13 protein-coding genes and 3 pseudogenes are annotated in these 18,126 nt (G+C 54.7%); 10 read left to right on the forward strand and 6 right to left on the reverse strand.

What is annotated here, in order from left to right; all coding sequences use genetic code 11:
- Positions 1–32: 32 nt before the first annotated feature.
- From nuoI to nuoN, 6 genes are all read left to right on the forward strand, one after another.
- Positions 33–572: an NADH-quinone oxidoreductase subunit NuoI gene (gene nuoI / locus ATG98_RS18030; RefSeq protein ID WP_098418396.1), complete on the forward strand. Its 540-nt coding sequence runs from the start codon at positions 33–35 to the stop codon at positions 570–572.
- 66 nt (positions 573–638) lie between these two features.
- The gene (gene nuoJ / locus ATG98_RS18035; protein WP_098424030.1) at positions 639–1,169 is read left to right on the forward strand and encodes an NADH-quinone oxidoreductase subunit J; all 531 of its coding nucleotides are present in this window, start codon (positions 639–641) and stop codon (positions 1,167–1,169) included.
- Positions 1,166–1,474 (forward strand): NADH-quinone oxidoreductase subunit NuoK, encoded by a 309-nt coding sequence (gene nuoK / locus ATG98_RS18040; protein ID WP_098418398.1) that lies wholly within the window; start codon positions 1,166–1,168, stop codon positions 1,472–1,474. Before nuoJ ends, nuoK begins: the two co-directional genes overlap by 4 nt.
- A complete protein-coding gene (gene nuoL, locus ATG98_RS18045; RefSeq protein WP_098424031.1) occupies positions 1,474–3,369 on the forward strand; it encodes an NADH-quinone oxidoreductase subunit L in 1,896 nt (631 codons plus the stop codon). The genes nuoK and nuoL overlap by 1 nt, the downstream gene beginning before the upstream one ends.
- Positions 3,370–3,406: 37 nt before the next feature.
- On the forward strand, positions 3,407–4,978 hold the full coding sequence (nuoM, locus tag ATG98_RS18050) for an NADH-quinone oxidoreductase subunit M (RefSeq protein ID WP_098424032.1): 1,572 nt from the start codon (positions 3,407–3,409) through the stop codon (positions 4,976–4,978).
- Entirely contained in the window at positions 4,978–6,420 is a 1,443-nt protein-coding gene (gene nuoN, locus ATG98_RS18055) for an NADH-quinone oxidoreductase subunit NuoN (protein ID WP_098424033.1), read from the forward strand. The genes nuoM and nuoN overlap by 1 nt, the downstream gene beginning before the upstream one ends.
- Before the next feature lie 58 nt (positions 6,421–6,478).
- On the opposite strand, the gene ATG98_RS18060 is transcribed toward nuoN, so the two are convergent.
- From ATG98_RS18060 to ATG98_RS18070, 3 genes are all read right to left on the reverse strand, one after another.
- Positions 6,479–6,712 carry a hypothetical protein gene (locus ATG98_RS18060; protein ID WP_098424034.1) on the reverse strand — a complete coding sequence of 78 codons (234 nt, stop codon included), beginning with the start codon at positions 6,710–6,712 and terminating at the stop codon, positions 6,479–6,481.
- 638 nt (positions 6,713–7,350) lie between these two features.
- Complete coding sequence (locus tag ATG98_RS18065) at positions 7,351–7,455, reverse strand: DUF1499 domain-containing protein (protein WP_267283851.1); 105 nt, start codon at positions 7,453–7,455, stop codon at positions 7,351–7,353.
- Positions 7,456–7,752: 297 nt separating this feature from the next.
- Positions 7,753–8,496, reverse strand: coding sequence for an alpha-ketoglutarate-dependent dioxygenase AlkB family protein (locus ATG98_RS18070; protein ID WP_218925895.1), 744 nt, complete (start codon positions 8,494–8,496; stop codon positions 7,753–7,755).
- Positions 8,497–8,919: 423 nt separating this feature from the next.
- Between ATG98_RS18070 and ATG98_RS18075 the strand changes: the two are divergent.
- Positions 8,920–9,243, forward strand: a pseudogene (locus tag ATG98_RS18075) (transporter substrate-binding domain-containing protein); the annotation flags it as partial.
- Positions 9,225–9,467, forward strand: a pseudogene (locus ATG98_RS18080) (amino acid ABC transporter ATP-binding protein); the annotation flags it as partial. The pseudogenes ATG98_RS18075 and ATG98_RS18080, both read left to right, overlap by 19 nt.
- A gap of 68 nt (positions 9,468–9,535) precedes the next feature.
- Here the strand turns inward: ATG98_RS18080 and ATG98_RS18085 are convergent.
- Positions 9,536–11,506 carry a hypothetical protein gene (locus tag ATG98_RS18085; protein WP_098424035.1) on the reverse strand — a complete coding sequence of 657 codons (1,971 nt, stop codon included), beginning with the start codon at positions 11,504–11,506 and terminating at the stop codon, positions 9,536–9,538.
- Positions 11,507–11,810: 304 nt separating this feature from the next.
- On the opposite strand from ATG98_RS18085, the gene ATG98_RS18090 reads away from it, so the two are divergent.
- Positions 11,811–13,118, forward strand: a complete 1,308-nt coding sequence (locus tag ATG98_RS18090; protein WP_098424036.1) for an ATP-grasp domain-containing protein — start codon at positions 11,811–11,813, stop codon at positions 13,116–13,118.
- Positions 13,119–13,208: 90 nt separating this feature from the next.
- Here ATG98_RS18090 and ATG98_RS18095 read toward each other — a convergent pair whose 3' ends face one another.
- Together ATG98_RS18095 and tnpC are read right to left on the reverse strand one after the other, a co-directional pair.
- Entirely contained in the window at positions 13,209–15,164 is a 1,956-nt protein-coding gene (locus ATG98_RS18095) for an alkaline phosphatase D family protein (protein WP_098424037.1), read from the reverse strand.
- Between the two features lie 268 nt (positions 15,165–15,432).
- Positions 15,433–16,447 (reverse strand): annotated as a pseudogene (gene tnpC, locus ATG98_RS18100) (IS66 family transposase).
- Between the two features lie 268 nt (positions 16,448–16,715).
- On the opposite strand from tnpC, the gene ATG98_RS18105 reads away from it, so the two are divergent.
- Positions 16,716–18,101, forward strand: a complete 1,386-nt coding sequence (locus ATG98_RS18105) for an LTA synthase family protein (protein ID WP_228706199.1) — start codon at positions 16,716–16,718, stop codon at positions 18,099–18,101.
- The last annotated feature ends 25 nt before the right edge of the window (positions 18,102–18,126 follow it).

Below are 18,126 nucleotides of genomic sequence, written 5' to 3' on the forward strand. Positions count from 1 at the left end.
TTCGAATGGATGAAGAACGAGGAGCAACTGCCATGTACAAGGGACTTTTAAAAGGTACCTGGTCGCAATTGCGCACCTTGGGCATGGTTTTCATGCACGGCTTTCGCAAGCGCGAAACCGTCAGCTATCCCGAAGAAGAGGTCTATCTGTCGCCGCGCTACCGCGGGCGCATTGTGCTGACCCGGGATCCGGACGGTGAGGAGCGCTGCGTGGCTTGCAATCTGTGCGCCGTAGCCTGTCCAGTGGCTTGTATCTCGTTGGAGAAGGGCGAAAGGGAAGATGGGCGCTGGTACCCCGAATTCTTTCGCATTAACTTTTCACGCTGCATTTTTTGCGGCATGTGTGAAGAAGCCTGCCCGACCTCGGCGATCCAGCTAACGCCAGACTTCGAGATGGGTGAATACAACCGCCAAGAGCTGGTATATGAAAAGGAAGATCTGTTGATTAGCGGCCCTGGCAAGGACCACAACTATAATTTCTACAAGGTAGCGGGCATGGCCATCGCCGGTAAAGACAAGGGTAAGGGCGTGGCGGAATACGAGCCGATCAAGGTCACCACGCTGCTTCCCTGAAGCCGCCTCTCCAGCGTCGCCTCGCTGGAGAGTAGTGGAAAGGAGGAGAGGAAGGGAGAGAGAAACATGGAATACGCATTTTACCTGAGCGGTTTGGTCGCGGTGCTGGCGACTGTGGGGGTTATCAGCAATACCAGCCCGGTGCATGGGGTGCTGTATCTGGTGGTGTCATTGCTGGCGGTGGCCATGGTGTTCTTTGCCCTGGGTGCGCCCTTCGCCGGAGCGCTTGAGATTATCGTCTACGCCGGAGCGATCATGGTGCTGTTCGTCTTTGTGGTGATGATGCTTAACCTGGGCGAGGCGGCGGTCGCCCAGGAGCGCATTTGGCTGCAACCGCGCACGTGGCTGGGGCCATCGCTGCTCGCGGCCGTATTGCTGCTGACATTGATCGACATACTGTGGCGCGGTGATGCGGGCATGCTGATTCAAGGCGATGTGCTGAGTGCCAAGCAGGTGGGCACGATTTTGTTCGGCCCTTGGCTGCTGGTAGTGGAACTCAGCGCTTTGCTGCTGCTGGCAGCGCTGGTCACGGCCTCTCATGTCGGACGTTTACGCCAGCCAAGGTCGGATTCAAAAATTGGCAAGGAGGCTTCATGAGCGGCGTACCCATGGAACATGGTCTGGTGTTGGCGGCCATCCTGTTCGCGCTGGGGCTGGCGGGCCTGATGTTCAGGCGCAATATGATCTTTATACTCATGAGCCTTGAGATCATGCTTAACGCTGCGGGGCTTGCCTTTATCGTCGCCGGCGCGGCCTGGCAGCAGCCGGAAGGCCAGGTCATGTTTCTGCTGGTGATCACACTCGCGGCTGCAGAAGCCAGCGTCGGTCTGGCGCTGCTGATTCAGCTGCACCAGCGCTTCAAGTCCCTGGATATCGATGCGGTCAGCAGGATGCGCGGATAATGGAAATAATGACATTACTGCCCTCGACCACGCTGCTGCTGCCGCTGACGTTTCTGCTGCCTCTTGCAGGAACGTTGATTCTGGCCTTTTCCCGGGGCACATTTAGCTACCGTGTCAGTACCATTGTGGGAACCGGCAGCGTGGGACTGGCTGCGCTGGTCACTGCACTGTTGGTACTGGGTTTTGTCAACGACGCGGCTAATGCCAGCCATCCTCAAATTGTTACCTTGTGGACCTGGATTGTCGTGGGGGAGTTTCAGCCCACCATGGGTCTTGCCCTGGACGGGTTGTCGCTGACCATGCTCGGCATTATTACCGGCGTAGGCTTTCTGATTCATCTGTTTGCTGCCTGGTACATGCGCGGCGATGACGGTGTTACGCGCTTTTATACCTATATGAACCTGTTCGTGTTCAGCATGGTGCTGCTGGTACTGGGTGATAATCTGCTGCTGCTGTTTCTGGGCTGGGAAGGGGTCGGCATGTGCAGCTACCTGCTGATCGGCTACTACTACCAGAATAACGCCAACGGCTGGGCAGGGTTCAAAGCCTTCATCATTACCCGCATCGGCGATGTGTTCCTGGCCATCGGTATGTTTTTGCTGTTTGCTAAACTCGGCACCCTAAACATTGCCGAGATCCTTTCTCTCGCACCGCAGATGTGGCGCGCGGGGGATCCAACCGTAGAGTTGGTGGCATTGCTACTGCTGGGCGGAGCAGTGGGCAAGTCTGCCCAACTACCGCTGCACACCTGGCTTGCCGACGCCATGGCAGGCCCCACGCCGGTGTCGGCTTTAATTCACGCCGCGACCATGGTCACCGCCGGGGTTTATTTGATCGCGCGCATGCACGGGGTGTTTGAGTTGGCGCCCACTGCGCTCTATCTGACTGGCCTGATTGGCGCCCTGACGCTGCTGATGGCTGGTTTCGCTGCCTTGGCCCAGACCGACATCAAACGGGTGCTGGCCTATTCCACCATGAGTCAGATCGGCTACATGTTTCTGGCGCTGGGGGTTGGCGCCTTCAACGCGGCGGTGTTTCACTTGATGATCCATGCCTTCTTTAAGGCACTGCTGTTCCTGTCTGCCGGCGCGGTGATCATCAGTTGTCATCACGAACAGGACATAAGACGCCTGGGCGGGTTGTGGCGCAAGCTGCCGCTGGCTTACATGGGCTTTATCGTTGGCGGTGCGGCCCTGGTGGCCTTGCCACTGGTTACTGCGGGGTTCTACAGCAAGGATGAGATTCTCTGGCAGGAGCTGGCGGCAGGCCGCCAAGGGTTGCTGATTGCCGGTCTGTTTGGCGCTTTCCTGACCTCGTTGTACACCGTGCGGCTGATCATTGGTATTTTCCATGGTGAGATGAAAAGTGATGGCGCCCGCCAGGCTAAAGCGGGGCGGGGCCTTGCCCACGGCTTACCACTGGTGATCCTGGCGCTGCTCTCAACGCTGTTGGGCGCCTGGATTACGCCGCCCCTGAGTGGGGTGCTGCCGGCTGGCCCCGCTGAGGGCATGGAAGCGGGGCATGCCGCGCTTGTGCTGGTCGCTTCGGCCACGGCGTTGATTGGTCTTGGCCTGGGAGCTTGGCTGTTTATCTTCAAACGCGACTGGCTTGCACACATCACTCGCCAGGGAATCGGTGCCGGGCTTTGGACCTTGTGGCATCTAGCATGGGGCTTCGACATTATTTTCGACTGGCTGTTAGTAAGGCCCTATCGCGGCCTGGTGCGCCTGCTGAAAGGCGATCTGTTTGATGCCTTCTTCCGGCTGATTGCCCAGGCTTTGCGAGTTGTACATTTAGGGCTTTCCCGAACCCAGACAGGCAAATTACGCGGCTATGCTGCCACCATGGTGGTCGGGGCGACGCTGATTTTACTGAGCCTGGCGCTAGTATACTAGCGGTTGCGCAAAACCCGGATAAGGAGATGCAACGCTTATGATACTGGTGTGGTTAATTGTGATCCCATTCGTCGGGGGACTCCTGTGCTGGCAGATAGAGCGATTAGGTGATAAGCCGACGCGCTGGATCGCGCTTGTCACCATGCTGGTCGAGCTGTTGATTTCGCTTTGGTTATGGGCACAGTACGATTTCCATCTGCCGGCGCTGGATGGCTCGACTACCCAGTGGGCTCTGGAATTCCGGGTGGTCTGGATTGAACGTTTTGGCATTGATTTTCACCTTGCCATGGATGGTCTGTCGTTGGTGCTGATCGCCTTGACCAGCTTTCTCGGCGCGCTGGCGGTGTTGTGTTCGTGGAACGAGATTGTGCGCCGGATCGGGTTTTTCCATCTCAACCTGCTGTGGATTCTCACCGGCGTTGTCGGGGTGTTTCTGGCTATCGATCTGTTCCTGTTCTTCTTCTTCTGGGAGCTGATGCTGGTGCCGATGTACTTTTTGATTGCTCTGTGGGGCCATAGTGGCTCGAAGGGCAAAACTCGCATCGGCGCGGCCATCAAGTTCTTTATCTATACCCAGGCCAGTGGGCTTTTGATGCTGGTCTCGATCCTGGGACTGGTGTTCGCTCATCATGCCAACACAGGTGAGTATTCTTTCAGCTATCAGGTGCTGCTGGAGACCAAGCTTTCGCCCACACTTTCCATGTGGTTGATGTTGGGCTTTTTTATCGCCTTTGCGGTCAAGCTGCCCGTGGTGCCACTGCACGGTTGGCTGCCGGACGCCCATGCTCAGGCACCTACCGCCGGCAGCGTGGATCTGGCGGGAATACTTCTCAAGACCGCCGCCTACGGCATGATGCGCTTCGCCTTGCCGCTGTTTCCAGAAGCATCCCAGGCATTCGCGCCCATCGCCATGGGGCTTGGCCTGCTCGGCATATACTACGGTGCGGTGCTGGCCTGTGGGCAACAGAACGTTAAGCGCTTCATCGCCTATACCAGTATCGCCCACATGGGGTTCGTACTGATTGGCATCTATTCCGGCTCTCTATTGGCTTTACAGGGTGTGATAGTACTGATGCTGGCTCACGCCTTTTCCGCAGCGGGGCTCTTTGTTCTCAGCGGACAGCTATACGAGCGCCTGCATACTCGTGAAATGGATAAGATGGGCGGTCTGTGGGGGCGGCTGGGGAGCCTGCCTGGGTTCTGGCTGTTCTTTATTGCCGCTTCGCTAGGTATACCGCTCACCGCCAATTTCGTCGGCGAATTTATGGTGCTGTTCGGTACCTTTGCCACGGCACCGTGGGTGGTTGTGATCGCAAGCTTTGGCCTGGTGCTGGCCGCAATCTATTCGCTGATCCTGATGCAGCGCGTGCACTATGGCCCGCCTCGCAGCGACACGCCATTGAAGGGGCTTGATGCCCGCGAATTTGCCATGATGCTGAGCATTGTCGTGCTGCTGATATGGCTTGGCATCTACCCCCAGCCGCTGCTCGATACCACCGAAGCCGCCATGGGCGAGGTGCAGCGGGTGTTCGAGATCTCGGGCGCCCCTGAGCGGGGCGTCGATGCCGGGCCGGGTGCGGCCATTACGCTAATGCCGGAGGCCCGCTGATGCCCGTTGCTGTTCTTATCGCCTATCTGCCAATAATTTTGGTCGCCGCAACGGCGATTGCGGTGATGCTTGGCATCGCGTGGCGTCGCGAGCACGCCGTAACGGTTGCCGCCAGCGTGCTGGGCCTGGCGCTGGCTTTGATCGCTCAGGTGTTTGCCTGGCGGGTGATTCCGGTACACACGCCACTGCTCGATTTTGATGGTCTGGCGCTATTAGCCGGGATCTTGATACTGGCGTCGACCCTGGTTTGCGCGATTCTGGCTCATGGTTATCTTGAGTCTTTTCACGGCGCCCGCGAAGAATTCTATGTTCTGCTGCTGTGCGCGGCAGCAGGAGGGCTGGTACTGGTGGCGAGTCGGCACCTGGCCAGCCTGTTCATCGGCCTGGAGCTGTTATCAATGCCGCTCTACGGAATGCTGGCCTACGCTTACCATGAGCCGCGTTCCCTTGAAGCCGGTATTAAATACCTGATTCTTTCTGCCGCCGCCAGCGCATTTTTGCTGTTCGGTATGGCGCTGCTCTATGCACAAACCGGTGAGTTACGGATCGACGTTTTGATGGCCAGCCTTGATTCGCACACCGGTGTCTGGGGCCTGGCGGGCGTTGGCCTGATGCTCGTTGGGTTGGGCTTCAAGCTTTCGGTAGTGCCCTTTCATCTATGGACCCCGGACGTCTACGAGGGCGGGCCGGGGCCGGCGGCCACCTTTCTGGCCACTGCCAGCAAGGTGGCGGTATTCGCGTTGCTGCTGCGGCTGATGCTGTCGACGCCGGTTGCCCAGGGTGACTGGTTGCGCGCGGTGTTTACCGGGCTGGCACTTGCCAGCATGTTAATCGGCAACCTGCTGGCGTTGACTCAATCTAACCTCAAACGCATTCTTGGCTATTCGTCGATTGCGCACTTCGGCTACCTGCTGATCGTGCTGGTGGTCGCGGACGGCCTGGCGGCGGAAACGGGAGGGGTCTACCTGATCACCTACGTGTTGAGCACTCTGGCGGCGTTTGGCGTGGTCATTCTGATTTCGAGCACGATCAGCGGCGAAGATGCAGCAGCGCTGCACCACTATCGCGGCCTGTTCTGGCGGCGCCCTTATCTGACCGCCGTACTGACCGTGGCTATGCTGTCATTGGCGGGCATTCCGGCAACCGTCGGCTTCATCGGCAAGTTCTATCTCATCGCTCTGGGCGTGGAGGCTCAACGCTGGTGGCTGGTAGGTGGCATCATACTTGGCAGTGCCATCGGGCTTTACTACTACCTGAGGGTCACCATCACGTTGTTTATGGCCGAACCGGGAATGCACCGTCGCGATGCGTCCGATGACTGGGGCTCGCGGGCAGGGGGGCTGGTTGTGCTTACTGTAGCGGGGTTGGTGATATTTCTGGGCGTCTATCCGGCGCCGATGATCGAGCTCGCGCGAGCCCTTGGTGGGATTACCCTCCGCTGAATGAAACCGCCGGACAGACTTCCAGCGGGATAACCACCAAGCTATGAAAGGAGTTCAGTCACTCCAGACAAAGAAGGTTGCCGTCTGTACCACCAGGCTGCGCCACCATTTCCCCGAACGGGCTGGCAGTAATTCCTTGGCTTTTCGGAGCTTGCTCGATTTTTGCCCTTGCTGAAGGAGCCACAGCCACTAGCAAGCCATCACTTGTTTGAGGGTCACACACGATAAGAGAATCACTATCTTCCTTTTGCCTGTATTCCAGCACCTTCAACTGGGCCGGAATGAACTGCAACGCTTCCTTAACAGAAGCCGGGAAATGACAACGAGTCGCGGATCGGGTTTCTGGTCAAACGGCCAGTCAGCGGCTAACCTAATTCGAAGGAAGTATGTCAACCCGCGCCACCGCCGAGATCGCCCCGATCCGTGGCCGTCGGCGAGCGACGTCGCATTGACGGATGACACCTGGGGTGAGCGTTATCTGGAAGGGAATAATGGTCACTACTGGATTAGCGCCGGCTGCCGCAATATTACAGTAGCGCTATCACATGAACTGGTCTCACTTCATTCAGCAGTAATGGCTCGACAAATACGATTGCTATCGACCCGTGAACAGGCTCAGATCCGAATTTGGGACCATGACGATTCTACTGGATCCGTCATCTTACATGTTATTCCTGCTGCCTCAAGAATCATGTAGTTAGACGGGTAGTACGCCAGATTAAGTACTTGCGTGGAAACTAAGTACTTTGTGTTGAAAATTTAGTACTTTGTGTGGTCGTCCACCAGTTGGTTTTTTAAAGGATATAGGGAAGCGCCATTTTTGTCCAATACTCCTAAATATTGGACATTGTATGATGGGCTTTGCAGGGCGGTTTACTCGCAACCTTTGACGCCTTTCCCCGGATTCGGTCTGGCTTCACGTTATCGGCATCAGTTGATGGCAATGCCGCGTTCTATAAGACGGCTCCTGAGTAACTCGACCCTGCGCCGATTCACTCCCAGATCGTAGAACCCGATAAGCGATTGAGACCTCACGTCCAGATGTTGTTTGTCTGAATCGACCAGCAGCTCAAGATAGTCCGGGGCACTTTACCCGTAGATGCGCATCCTGCGAGCAGGAGTATTGAGACGGCGACGAAATAACGCATAGTTATGAGGTACTCCTGAAAAGTGTGCCAGTGGGAACAAGATGCTTCAATGCAGTGATCCTGCACTGCCGACTCTCGAATAAACAATTCCTTCCTATAATCTCGTACTGCGCATAATGTATATTATGTTAAACACGGTAATTAGCAGTGCTTGAATTTGCAGTTGATGGCTGTAGAACCACCCTCATCGAATTGAACGAAACGTAAGGTTGAATCTTGAGCCGTTTGCTCTCTTTCGCTTCGGAACCGAATGCTCCCAGTAATGCTGCAATTCTCCCTGCATTACGAGCACAGTTCCGTGCGCTAACGGAAACACGATCTTTTTCATTTTATCATCCTTTCTTCTGACGACAAAATCACGAGTTTCTCCGAAATTTGCGGACGCAATGACAGGATTTCTTCCAAGTTCTCTTTCATCGTCGGAATGCCAGCCCATATGGTCGTCACCATCTCTATACCAATTAAGCAAAACGCTGTTGAAATTGACGCCCGCCCATTTTTCAATTTCACCTTTCAGATACAGCAGGCCTGTGTTCCACTCGTTGGGCGCTGAAGTGATTCCGGAATATGTGTAGCACTTGCCCCTGTCGCCGTACCACGACGTTAGCCTGGGCAGCCGGATGACCTTGCCATAAAACTTAATGAAGTCCTGTTTCCATTTGATGTTTTTAAAGTCGATTGGCGAGAGGTCTTCGCGAACCAAATCGTTCCATGCATTGCTTCTCCAATCGCAATTGGCATTCTCCTGGAAATATTCGACGGTTCTGTTGCTGATTCTTGAGTCAAAAAACGTTTCTGCATAGAGCATTTCGCCGTTAGGTACGGAAATCCGGTAACCCTGAAGTGTGTTATTCCAGTTTGTTTCGTACCCACTGCCTTGCGGTATCTCAAACGGTAATTGCTGCTTAGTTCTGCCAAAGAGATCCACGAGTTGCCTCCGCCTGAAAGATTCAAGATGCGCCGTCTTTGATTGGAACATTGGCGAGAGTTCAATGAAAATAATTTTCTGAACCAATTTACTACTGCCCTGCTCAGTCTGTTCTATTCAATGAAATACGCAGAAACGTGATGCAGGCCCAGCGATCGGAAATAAATGTCCACTAATAACAACGAAGTTCTTCGTTAAATGTACACCCTACTTCTAAGGTTGAAATACGCAGCCAATGCACCAAAGCCCAGCTTGAGCGCACCAATAAGCTGCGTTTTTTGTGCCTGACATACGCAAAGATGAGCGGCCATTTTTAGGAATAAAATACTATTTCGATAATAATCATAATGTTAGAAAAGTTGGCTTATGCTTTGCGTTAACGCAGTGGCTGTGTACCTAACGAAACTTTGGAGACGAATAATAATGAAAAAACAACTCTCACTGGTCGCCGTTGCAACGACCCTCGCCGGCACCTTAATGACAGGAAGTTTGCAGGCAGCAACCTTAGATGACGTTCAATCACGGGGCCATGTGCAGTGCGGCGTAACCTCTGGTTTGCCGGGTTTCTCCCAGCCCGACGAGAAAGGCAGCTGGACTGGCCTTGACGTTGACACCTGTCGTGCCGTAGCAGCTGCAGTCTTTGGTAGTGCCGACAAAACCCGATTCACACCACTTACAGCGAAAGAATGCTTCACCGCGTTACAATCTGGTGAAATCGATATTCTATCCCGCAACACCACCTGGACCCGGAGATGATCAAAGAAGTGCCGGACGTTATGATTGAACTGGCCGGCAGTGGCATGACCATGATCTGTGTCACCCACGAGATGGGTTTTGCTAAAACCGTCGCAGACCGGGTGATCTTCATGGACCAGGGCGAAATTGTGGAGTTGGCACCGCCTGAGGCGTTTTTCTCGAATCCCAAAGAAGCGCGGACCCAGCAATTCCTGAATCAGATTTTACAGCACTGAGTCGAAGGCTACTGATGACAACGGACGTCGTTTCTGCAGCTTCTCCCTAACGGAAGAGAAGCTGTGTTTTACTCATAACCGGCCGCCCAACTCGCGTGGCCGAGTTCTGTAGCGCGTGCGACGTCTGCTTCAGGTACAACGGATATGTCCCCCAGTTCCCTCGAATCGTAATGAAATACGCACAACCGTGACGCAAATTCAGCGAACGGCAGCGATGCTTCGCCGTACCGTTCACCATGGCTCTGGGTCGAGCAGTTAATACCCTGCCCCCAATCCTGACCGCTGTCATTATTGGGGTTATAAAAGTAGAGGCGCATCTCGCCGTGGCGATCAAGGCTTACGCGGATGATGGTTATGGCATGGCGTCCAACGAGGCGCCCTCCACTGTCGGTGACTGCGATACCCGCCGGTTGCGGATGAATGACGGGGATATTGCCGTTGTAGTACGGGTGATAGCAGGCATAAAAGTGGCGTATAAAGTTCTGATAGTCTTGGATTTTCCCTGTTTCCCGACTGATGACACTGAGGAATCCATGCCCGACCCACCAACCGTACATTTCGGGATTTATCCAGCGGTGAAGGTCATCATCGCGCTCGCCACACAAGCGTCCCATCTCGGCATAAATACGGTCAAGATGGGGTACAAGAATCAAAGAGACCGGATCCACATCGGTTGGAAGTTCTTTCGCCAGGCCTGCTTCCAGGTGTTGTGAGGTAATTTGCTGACCTTCAAAACGCATGATGACGTCGTCATCGCGGGCCGCCCAGGCGACCAACTGCAACAGAAAATCGGCGTCGTTGAAGGCCCACATGGACAGGCCGATGACCGACTGACACGTCGGGTTATTGCCCTGGCCCACACCCAGCGGTTGCCCTAGAAGGCTCAATACACCGGCGAGTAAATACACCCTTGGCGGGTGGGTATCACCAAAAGCGTCGCTCAGGGCCTCGGCTGCTGCCGGGCAAAGTTTCAGTTCAAGTTGGCGCCAAAGGCCCGAGGCTACAGGAGGCGTGAACAGGCCACCACGCTCAAGAAACATGGCTAGGCCGTACACTGCCTGGCAGGTTTCCGGGTGGACAACCTGGTCGATTAGTTCCAGGACAATTTGACGGTAGCATTGCAAAACATCGTTACCGGTGATGCTCAGCCCCAGTGCCAAAGGTATCAGATCATTGTGGTGCGCACGCAGGTGGCGCAACATTATGGGATGGTAAGGAGAAACCATGCCCGTCTCATGCATTGCCCTGGCAAAGCCCTGTGCCTCTTCCCACAGAGCTGACTCGTCCATGGCGGCCAAACGCTCGCTGTAAACCGCAAAACCCGGGTCATCACGGCAGCCTTTAGCCGGGCCGAACAACGCACGGACAAGGCGCGCGGCCTTGTCCATCCCTTCGGTCTCTATGTCAGGATCAAACAGGCATTTGGCAATTTGGCCGACCATCTGCTTGATGCTTTCTGTCTGTATCGGGCGCTGGGATAACAATCGACGCACTTCATCCACCAGGCTGTCGAGAATGCTCTCGTAGCCGAGCCTGCTGAGCAAATACTGATAGAGAGAATTGACGATCTGCCCCAGCCCCTGGGGCCGTTCCCGATCGGCTTCGCTCATCTGGCCAGACAACAGGTCCAGATTCAACGCCGTCACCTGGGTCAGAAAGCGCTTGGCCTGCTCTGCCGAAATTCCGCGATGACGATAATCACCCATAGCCACAGCAAGCAGGCGAAGCTCGCTCAAGGCTTCGATAGATGTGTAGTCTGGCGTTCCCAGGCGTAACGTGCGTACGGCAATAGCGGGTCTCAGAATGGCCGGCTTACCCCAGTCACCGTTGGTAAATACGCCATTGGTCTCCATTTCCGGTACTCGGGTGTACAACGCATCAAGCCCACCGGGCGCCTCCATCACGTAAAGTGCCGCTGCCAGCACCTCTCGGTTAGAGGCCATTCGGTCGGCCTGACGGGCGAGCGCCAACTGTTCCAGCGCCTCGTCAAAACTTGCCACTAACGCGTTGGTATTTCGGTCAAAATTGGTAAGAGTCACAACGTTATCCTTGCCTGCTCAATGGGCTATTTGGGCTCGCCCAAAGATGCTCTTATGGCGCTAAGGAAGCAATTGATTCCGGCGCTTTCGTTTCAATTTTTAACTATAGCGTCTATATTGCGATTGAGGATTGCAAACAGTGACCTTTTATAGCCGCACGTTGAGAACGTCTTCAGCTTAAGTATCTCGCCTAAATTAAGGCCACTCAACCTCCTCCATAAACGAAATTATTTAACGGCTCGGTTTCCGTTTTGCGCTCCAGATCCAGCGCAGTTTTTAGGCACATCATTAAGGAGCACGTCGAATGTCAATGACATCTGAGAATGGGTTAACCAAAGAAGTAGCAGCCTGGCTCGACCCGAAAATGGACTCGGTTAAAGGTACCGAAACTCCCAAAGACCCGAACAAAGGCTACATTGCCCTGCTTGGCTGGAGTGTTAATGCAATCAAGGCCGCGCAAAAGTTCGACCGCCGCTACATCGTAATTGCACCAGATTGGGCTGCTGATTTTTGTACGGCAAACAAGATTCCTTTCATTGCATGGGATTTTCTCCGCTTGAATGATCGGTCGCTGGAGATTGCAAAAAGGCTTCAGGCGGAAGGCGTTGACGTGGCAATACCGCTGTTCGAAGAGACCGTCGAATGGTCTGGTGCTATTAACTCTGTCTTGCTTAACAGCCCGCGGATGTTCGGACAGTCCATTTTGTTCCGCGACAAATCTCTGATGAAGCGCCGCGCTCAACTGGGCGGCATTCGCGTCGGGATCTTTGAGGAAGCACACGATAAAGAAGACATCGTTCGCTTCATGAAGCGCGTCAACCAGACGCTGCTAAAGCTTGACGGTGACCCGGACGACCCCATTCACGTCAAGGCATTCGACAAGGCCGGGTGCCTTGGTCACAGGATGATCCGCAAGGTTGAAGAAATCGACAACATTCCGGCGGAAGAATATCCCCTGCTGATGGAAAGTCACCTTGATGGCTGGGAGTTTGCCGTAGAAGCTTGGATTCACGACGGGAAAATCAAGTTCCTGAATATTTCCGAATACGTAACCCTCGGCTACTCGGTGTTTGTTCCTGCTACCGAGCAACTGGAAAGCTGGCGCAACGCGATCACCAAGCAGATCGAGTTGCTGGTGAAAACCTTCGACATCCAGTTCGGCTTGATTCACCCCGAATACTTCGTAACGGCTGACGGCGAAATGTACTTTGGCGAGGTTGCTTACCGTCCGCCCGGCTTCAAGGCGTTCGAGCTGATAGAGCGAGCTTACGGATTCAGCGCTTACCAAGCCTCAATGTTGGTGTTTGATCCCAAGAGCACCCAAGAAGAAGTAGATGCCTTTTTCCCACGGGAAGTGGTCGATGCAAAATGCTACGCAGGTTGCTTCGGCGTGTACCCAAGGCGCCGTGTGGTCAGCAAGCTGGAGATGCCCAAGGAGACAATTGAACATCCCTACTTCGAGTCTCACGAATTGGTCGCACCTACAGAAGAGACCGTTCCTGATCGGTCAGCTTTCGGAACTCATTGGGGTCTGATCTTTTTCGCAGGTGATGATCCCATCAAGATGCGGGACCTGCTGAAAGCCCAGGAAGATCTGGACTTCTACGTTTAGAGATTCGGCTTAATATGCCTGGTTTCCCGTTGGGAAACCAGGCATATTTTCAGTCTTCTAAAATGTATTCTGCTAGCCTTATCATGCATTTCAATGATCACTTTCTGCTTTTAGAAAGCGGGTTCCGCCAGAGCTCGAATTCAGTTGTTTTATGGCAGTCGGTTCCCCCTCCTCGTTAAGTTCCACGATTCCGATACCCGCATTGTTCCACAACCGTTCCCCGGCGCTACGGCCTTCGGGCATTCTTGGCGTTACTCGCATACGCCGCCGTTTTGTAAACCAGTTAAGTGGCGACCGCGGTGCATACAGCCAGCGATTCATCCGGTCCATCCACTCCATGAGCGAGTGCGGGAATTCGTTCTTGATACCACTGCTGGTGATCTGCCAGATTCTGGGCCGGTCTGGTCTGTGTCGAAGGCGCACATCGTTGACAAACGAATAATGAACGTCGCCAGACAGTATCACGAAGGTTTCGGGGGTACGGGAATGGCCAAAGATGTTCAGCAGCACGTTGGCGGCACCCCGGTGGGCCATCCAGTTTTCGGCATCTACAATCAGGGGTTTGCCCACGAAGGTGAACGCACTCTGAATGGCTTCAATCAGTTTGACGCCGAACATGGGGGCCGGCGAAACAACAATCACCGCCTTCTCGCCGATGATATCCTGCTGGAGGTCGCTCAATGCTTCCCAATTGAGCAAGCCAGAGGGCCTGGCCGCATTCAGTTCGCTGCGCCAGCGGCGAGTGCGGGTATCCAGCACCACGATTTTGGGCGAGGTTTGCAAAGTGTAATGCCAGTGCTCAAACCGCAGCAGACTATCAACAAGCGTATCTTGCCGGGCCTGATCGAAGTAAGCGCCCTGCTCTGCCGACGCCGTCAGCGCCTGAATGGATGGCATCGCGTCAGCGAAGGCGTCGGGGTCGTTGCCCCAGCCCTGGCAGAGCAAGTAGGCAATCAAGGCGTTGCCAACAATGCGCCTGGAAAACGGGTGTTCGTAGGTAGTGGTCTCCCACAAAGCAGACAGGTTCCAGTCGTCGGTAACGTCGTGATCATCGAAAATCATGTAGGTCGGAAGATGCGCCAGCGCCCGTGAAGCCCGTGGTAATCCAGCCACAAAGTCGTCAATCGCAGCCTGTTGCCCTTGATAGGTGGCTGCGTCCTTCGCGCTTAATACCGGAGGTTTTATGGTCACCAGGCGCCAACACACCGGCGACCAAACCAACAGATACATGGCCATGACTTCGTTCAGGGAGATCAGGTGATTGTGGGCATTGGCGGTGGTAAATACTGGTTTTTTGGCGCCCCCGAAGAAACGTTTTGTCAGCGCCTGGTTGCTGCTGACATCCGGCAGCAACTTTTCCCGGTGAAAGTAGGTATCCGGATTCTGCCGCAGCGTCTTACTGTCACTGACACAGCTTTCAGTGAGTGCCTCCTCGTAAAGGCCGAGGCGGTCAATCAGGCTGTGTATGGCTCGAAGCATAGGGCCAGCAACATCGTCGGCGTAGATCTGGTCGCCGGTCATCAATAGCAGGGCTGGCCGTTTTTCAACAGCATACTGAGCGTCTAACAGCGATTGGTCTACCCGTACAAGCCCGTCGGCGGCGGCGGAATGAGGCCGCCGGCATGAGCCGTGGGCCAGCCGGTCTAATCTCTCTTTAATCACGAAATCGGGCCAACTGGCGCCCGGCAGGCAAAGGTGTGGCGCCCAGTCTTTGATCCACAATTCGTCAGCGTTATCACTGTCATGCCCCAACTCATCAGACATGCCCAGGTCGTATCCGATGCGGGTATTTTCCGGCAGTGAATCGTCTAACTCAAGATCAATCAGGTGCAGGTAGGCAGAGGTTCCGAATCTCAGTCTGGTGACGTCTCTGTCGGTCAGTACCCGATCAAACCAAGGCTCGGCTGAACCCGGCAGATACAGCCGCATTCTCAGGGTCAAGGAGCAGGACCCCACCATCCAGAGAACCAGCCTGTTAACCCTTGTGTGCCTGAGAATCGGCCCAGACAGAACCTGCGGCAGGGACTTCAAACACGGCTCACTCATTGATGGCTCCTGGCGCACGTTGATGCCTGTTTTCTAATATCTAATGCCTGCTTCGATTATCTCAGCCCGGTCGGTCTTCGAAAAGTTACGACGAACAGCTATAATACGACTACCCGCCAACTTCAAGGTCTGACTGATGTCCTGCACGTGGTTTCAGACGGGGCGAATGCCCTGAGGGCTAGATGCCATTGACTTGGGTATGCGTGAAACCGATCATCAGGCGATACAAGTTACAGTAGGTGGTAAAGCAAAAATGAGTGGTAACTATTCAGCTGGTTTGATTTAAAACGGTCGTATCAGTACCCGCACCCACCGCCATGAACGGCGGCATACTCCCCTCGAACAAATGCATCAGGGCTTTCGAGGCAGACACGTTCTGCTTACGCGCCGTCGACAGATAACTGCGCACGCGACAGAAGATCTCGGCTCCTTCAAAGGATCGAAAACAACCCGATATTTTTTGCTGCACTTTGAACATACGGATGTCTCGCTCACCTTGGTTGTTGGTAAACGGACCCTCTGAATTGTCGAGGAAGCGCAGCACATCCGCTTCGTAGGCGATCAGCCGCTCCAGCAGATTGCGTGCCCGCGTGCGTTTGAGTCGCCCGGGCTTGCCCTGGCGTTGGCTTTCATCCGGCGGCGGGCACTCTTTTTGCGCTTTTGCCAGGCAGCGTCGGTACACCCCTTGCGCCACCGCTGCGCTTTGTCCGGTGGCAGGCAGCCGCCGGCGTCGTCGACGCTGTCGGTCATGATGTTCAGTAGAGTTTGCATCCGCTGAGCCCACACCTGTTTATCCTGCTCCCAGGCGCGCTGAAGTTCTCGCAGGTGGTGCGCATTGCACAGAGAGTGCAAGCATGAATAACGGTAATACGGCTTCCAGTGATCGTGACAGAGCACACCGTTGAAGCGCGGCAGGATGCCGATCGCATTCATCGCCTGCTGACCTCGTTGTGCATGGGGCGCAAGCCAGGTTAGTCGGTCATTCGATGCGCCGTGCAGCCAGTGACGTTTACCACCGGTTGCAACGTCTTCCCAACGCGACCGGGCTGCCCGCCTGGCTTACGCCCGCTCTTCAAACGGTTCTGTCTGGGGCGGTTCGGATCCTGAGACGGCGGCTTACTGCTGTTGGCACTGTGGGTGTTAATCCGCCCACTCAGTATCTGGACCAGCACAATCAGCAACTCGATGGCCGTCCGCATGGAAGGCGCGACGGTTGTGTCTGCTTGGAGTTGTTGTCTGACGTTCGCCAGCGCGGCGTCGACATCAATGTTGCTGATCTTCATGGGTCTGAGTACCGTCGAGTGATGCCTTATTATCGCACGACTTTTTCAGGTCGAATTTTTCGTCCTGAGCGCGGATTTGACGGGGTTTTTCAAATCGACGTCGCCCCGGGGATGGACAACAAAACGAAAGGGCCGTGAAGGGCTCTTGGAGGCTTTGCGCGTCGCTTAATGGGTTTGCGTTGAGTGTGGCCTAAATTCATAAAATTGGGGCCAAAACCCTGTTAAGAACTTTTTTAGAAAATTTGAGCTGAATAGTTACGCGGTTTTTATGTCCATTCGCTCCACCACTGGCCACCGCCCTGCCAACCCGGCAATGTTTGCGTTGACCTCCGATGCTCTGGTGAACTCGCTGATTATCAACTCTACCTGGTCCGTGGCGTTTGCAATCTACAATCTCAAGCACGAGGCAGACGCGAGTGCCCGGTATGGCGATATGAAAATGGCCGACATACTGGCCGAGGTCAGGAGTGCGCCCTGGCTCAGTGGCTCAGAATTTAACTCCAGTCCGTTCCCGACCCTGCATAGTCAAACCCCTGTGCAACAGAGACAGCGCCCTCTTAATTTAGTGATCGTTCTTGAGGAAAGCCTGGGTGCGACCTTTGTTGAATCGTTTGGTGGCACCCCGGTGACTCCTCGCCTGGAAGCATTGAAAGAATCCGGGTGGTGGTTCGAAAATTTGTACGCAACCGGTACAAGATCCGTTCGGGGTATTGAGGCCGTTGTGTCTGGATACCTTCCCTCGCCGGCGCGCAGTGTGGTGAAACTATCACTATCACAAACCGAATTTTTTACGCTGGGCGAGCTGCTGAAACAAAAAGACTACGACACCGGGTTCATCTACGGCGGCGAAACCCATTTCGATAATATGCGCAGTTTTTTTGCTGGCAATGGCTTTGACACGATTGTTGGCCAACAGGATTATACCGCCCCCTCGTTTACCGGTAGCTGGGGGGTCAGCGATGAAGATCTGTTCGCAAAGGTCCATGAAGACATTCAAAAGTTGCATGCCTCCGGGGAACCCTTTTTCCGTCTGGTTTTCTCGTCGTCCAATCACACACCGTTTGAATATCCGGACAACAGAATTGAGCAGTACGACGAAGAGAAAAACACCGTCAATAACGCCGTTAAATACGCAGATCACGCCTTGGGTCAGTTCATAGATACCGCGCGGAACAGCGTCTATTGGAAAGACACGGTGTTTCTGATTGTTGCGGACCACGACGCCAGAGTTTGGGGCGATGAGCTGGTGCCCATAAAGAATTTTCAGATTCCGGGGCTGATACTCGGTGCGGACATTGAGAGCCGCCGTATTAAAACGATCACAAGCCAGGTTGATCTTGCACCAACGCTGCTTTCACTCATGGGCATTACGAGCGAGCACCCGATGGTAGGCCGTGACCTGGTGCGATTTCCGGACCAACCCGGTCGGGCGATGATGCAATTTAACGATTATTACGCCTGGATGGACGAAAACTATAAAGTGACGGTATTACGTCCCGACCAAAAGCCTTTGGCAGGGGCATATTCGCGGGAAACCGGGAGCACCGAATATCTGGAGGATGTACCCGAAGACATGGCCGTGAGAAAAGCGCTGGCCCACGCTCTACTTCCTTTGGAACTGTATCGCGAGCGGGCCTATGGGCTACCCGATTAACCTGACCCGGGGCCGAGTTAGCGTG

Origin of the sequence: Marinobacter sp. LV10R520-4 (genome assembly GCF_002563815.1) — a bacterium.
Taxonomy (GTDB): Bacteria; Pseudomonadota; Gammaproteobacteria; order Pseudomonadales; family Oleiphilaceae; genus Marinobacter.

Coding starts and splice junctions, on each gene's coding strand:
- nuoI (WP_098418396.1), top strand. CDS start 33: ATGTACAAGGGACTTTTAAAAGGTACCTGGTCGCAATTGCGCACCTTG.
- nuoJ (WP_098424030.1), top strand. CDS start 639: ATGGAATACGCATTTTACCTGAGCGGTTTGGTCGCGGTGCTGGCGACT.
- nuoK (WP_098418398.1), top strand. CDS start 1,166: ATGAGCGGCGTACCCATGGAACATGGTCTGGTGTTGGCGGCCATCCTG.
- nuoL (WP_098424031.1), top strand. CDS start 1,474: ATGGAAATAATGACATTACTGCCCTCGACCACGCTGCTGCTGCCGCTG.
- nuoM (WP_098424032.1), top strand. CDS start 3,407: ATGATACTGGTGTGGTTAATTGTGATCCCATTCGTCGGGGGACTCCTG.
- nuoN (WP_098424033.1), top strand. CDS start 4,978: ATGCCCGTTGCTGTTCTTATCGCCTATCTGCCAATAATTTTGGTCGCC.
- ATG98_RS18090 (WP_098424036.1), top strand. CDS start 11,811: ATGTCAATGACATCTGAGAATGGGTTAACCAAAGAAGTAGCAGCCTGG.
- ATG98_RS18095 (WP_098424037.1), bottom strand. CDS start 15,164: ATGAGTGAGCCGTGTTTGAAGTCCCTGCCGCAGGTTCTGTCTGGGCCG.
- ATG98_RS18105 (WP_228706199.1), top strand. CDS start 16,716: ATGTCCATTCGCTCCACCACTGGCCACCGCCCTGCCAACCCGGCAATG.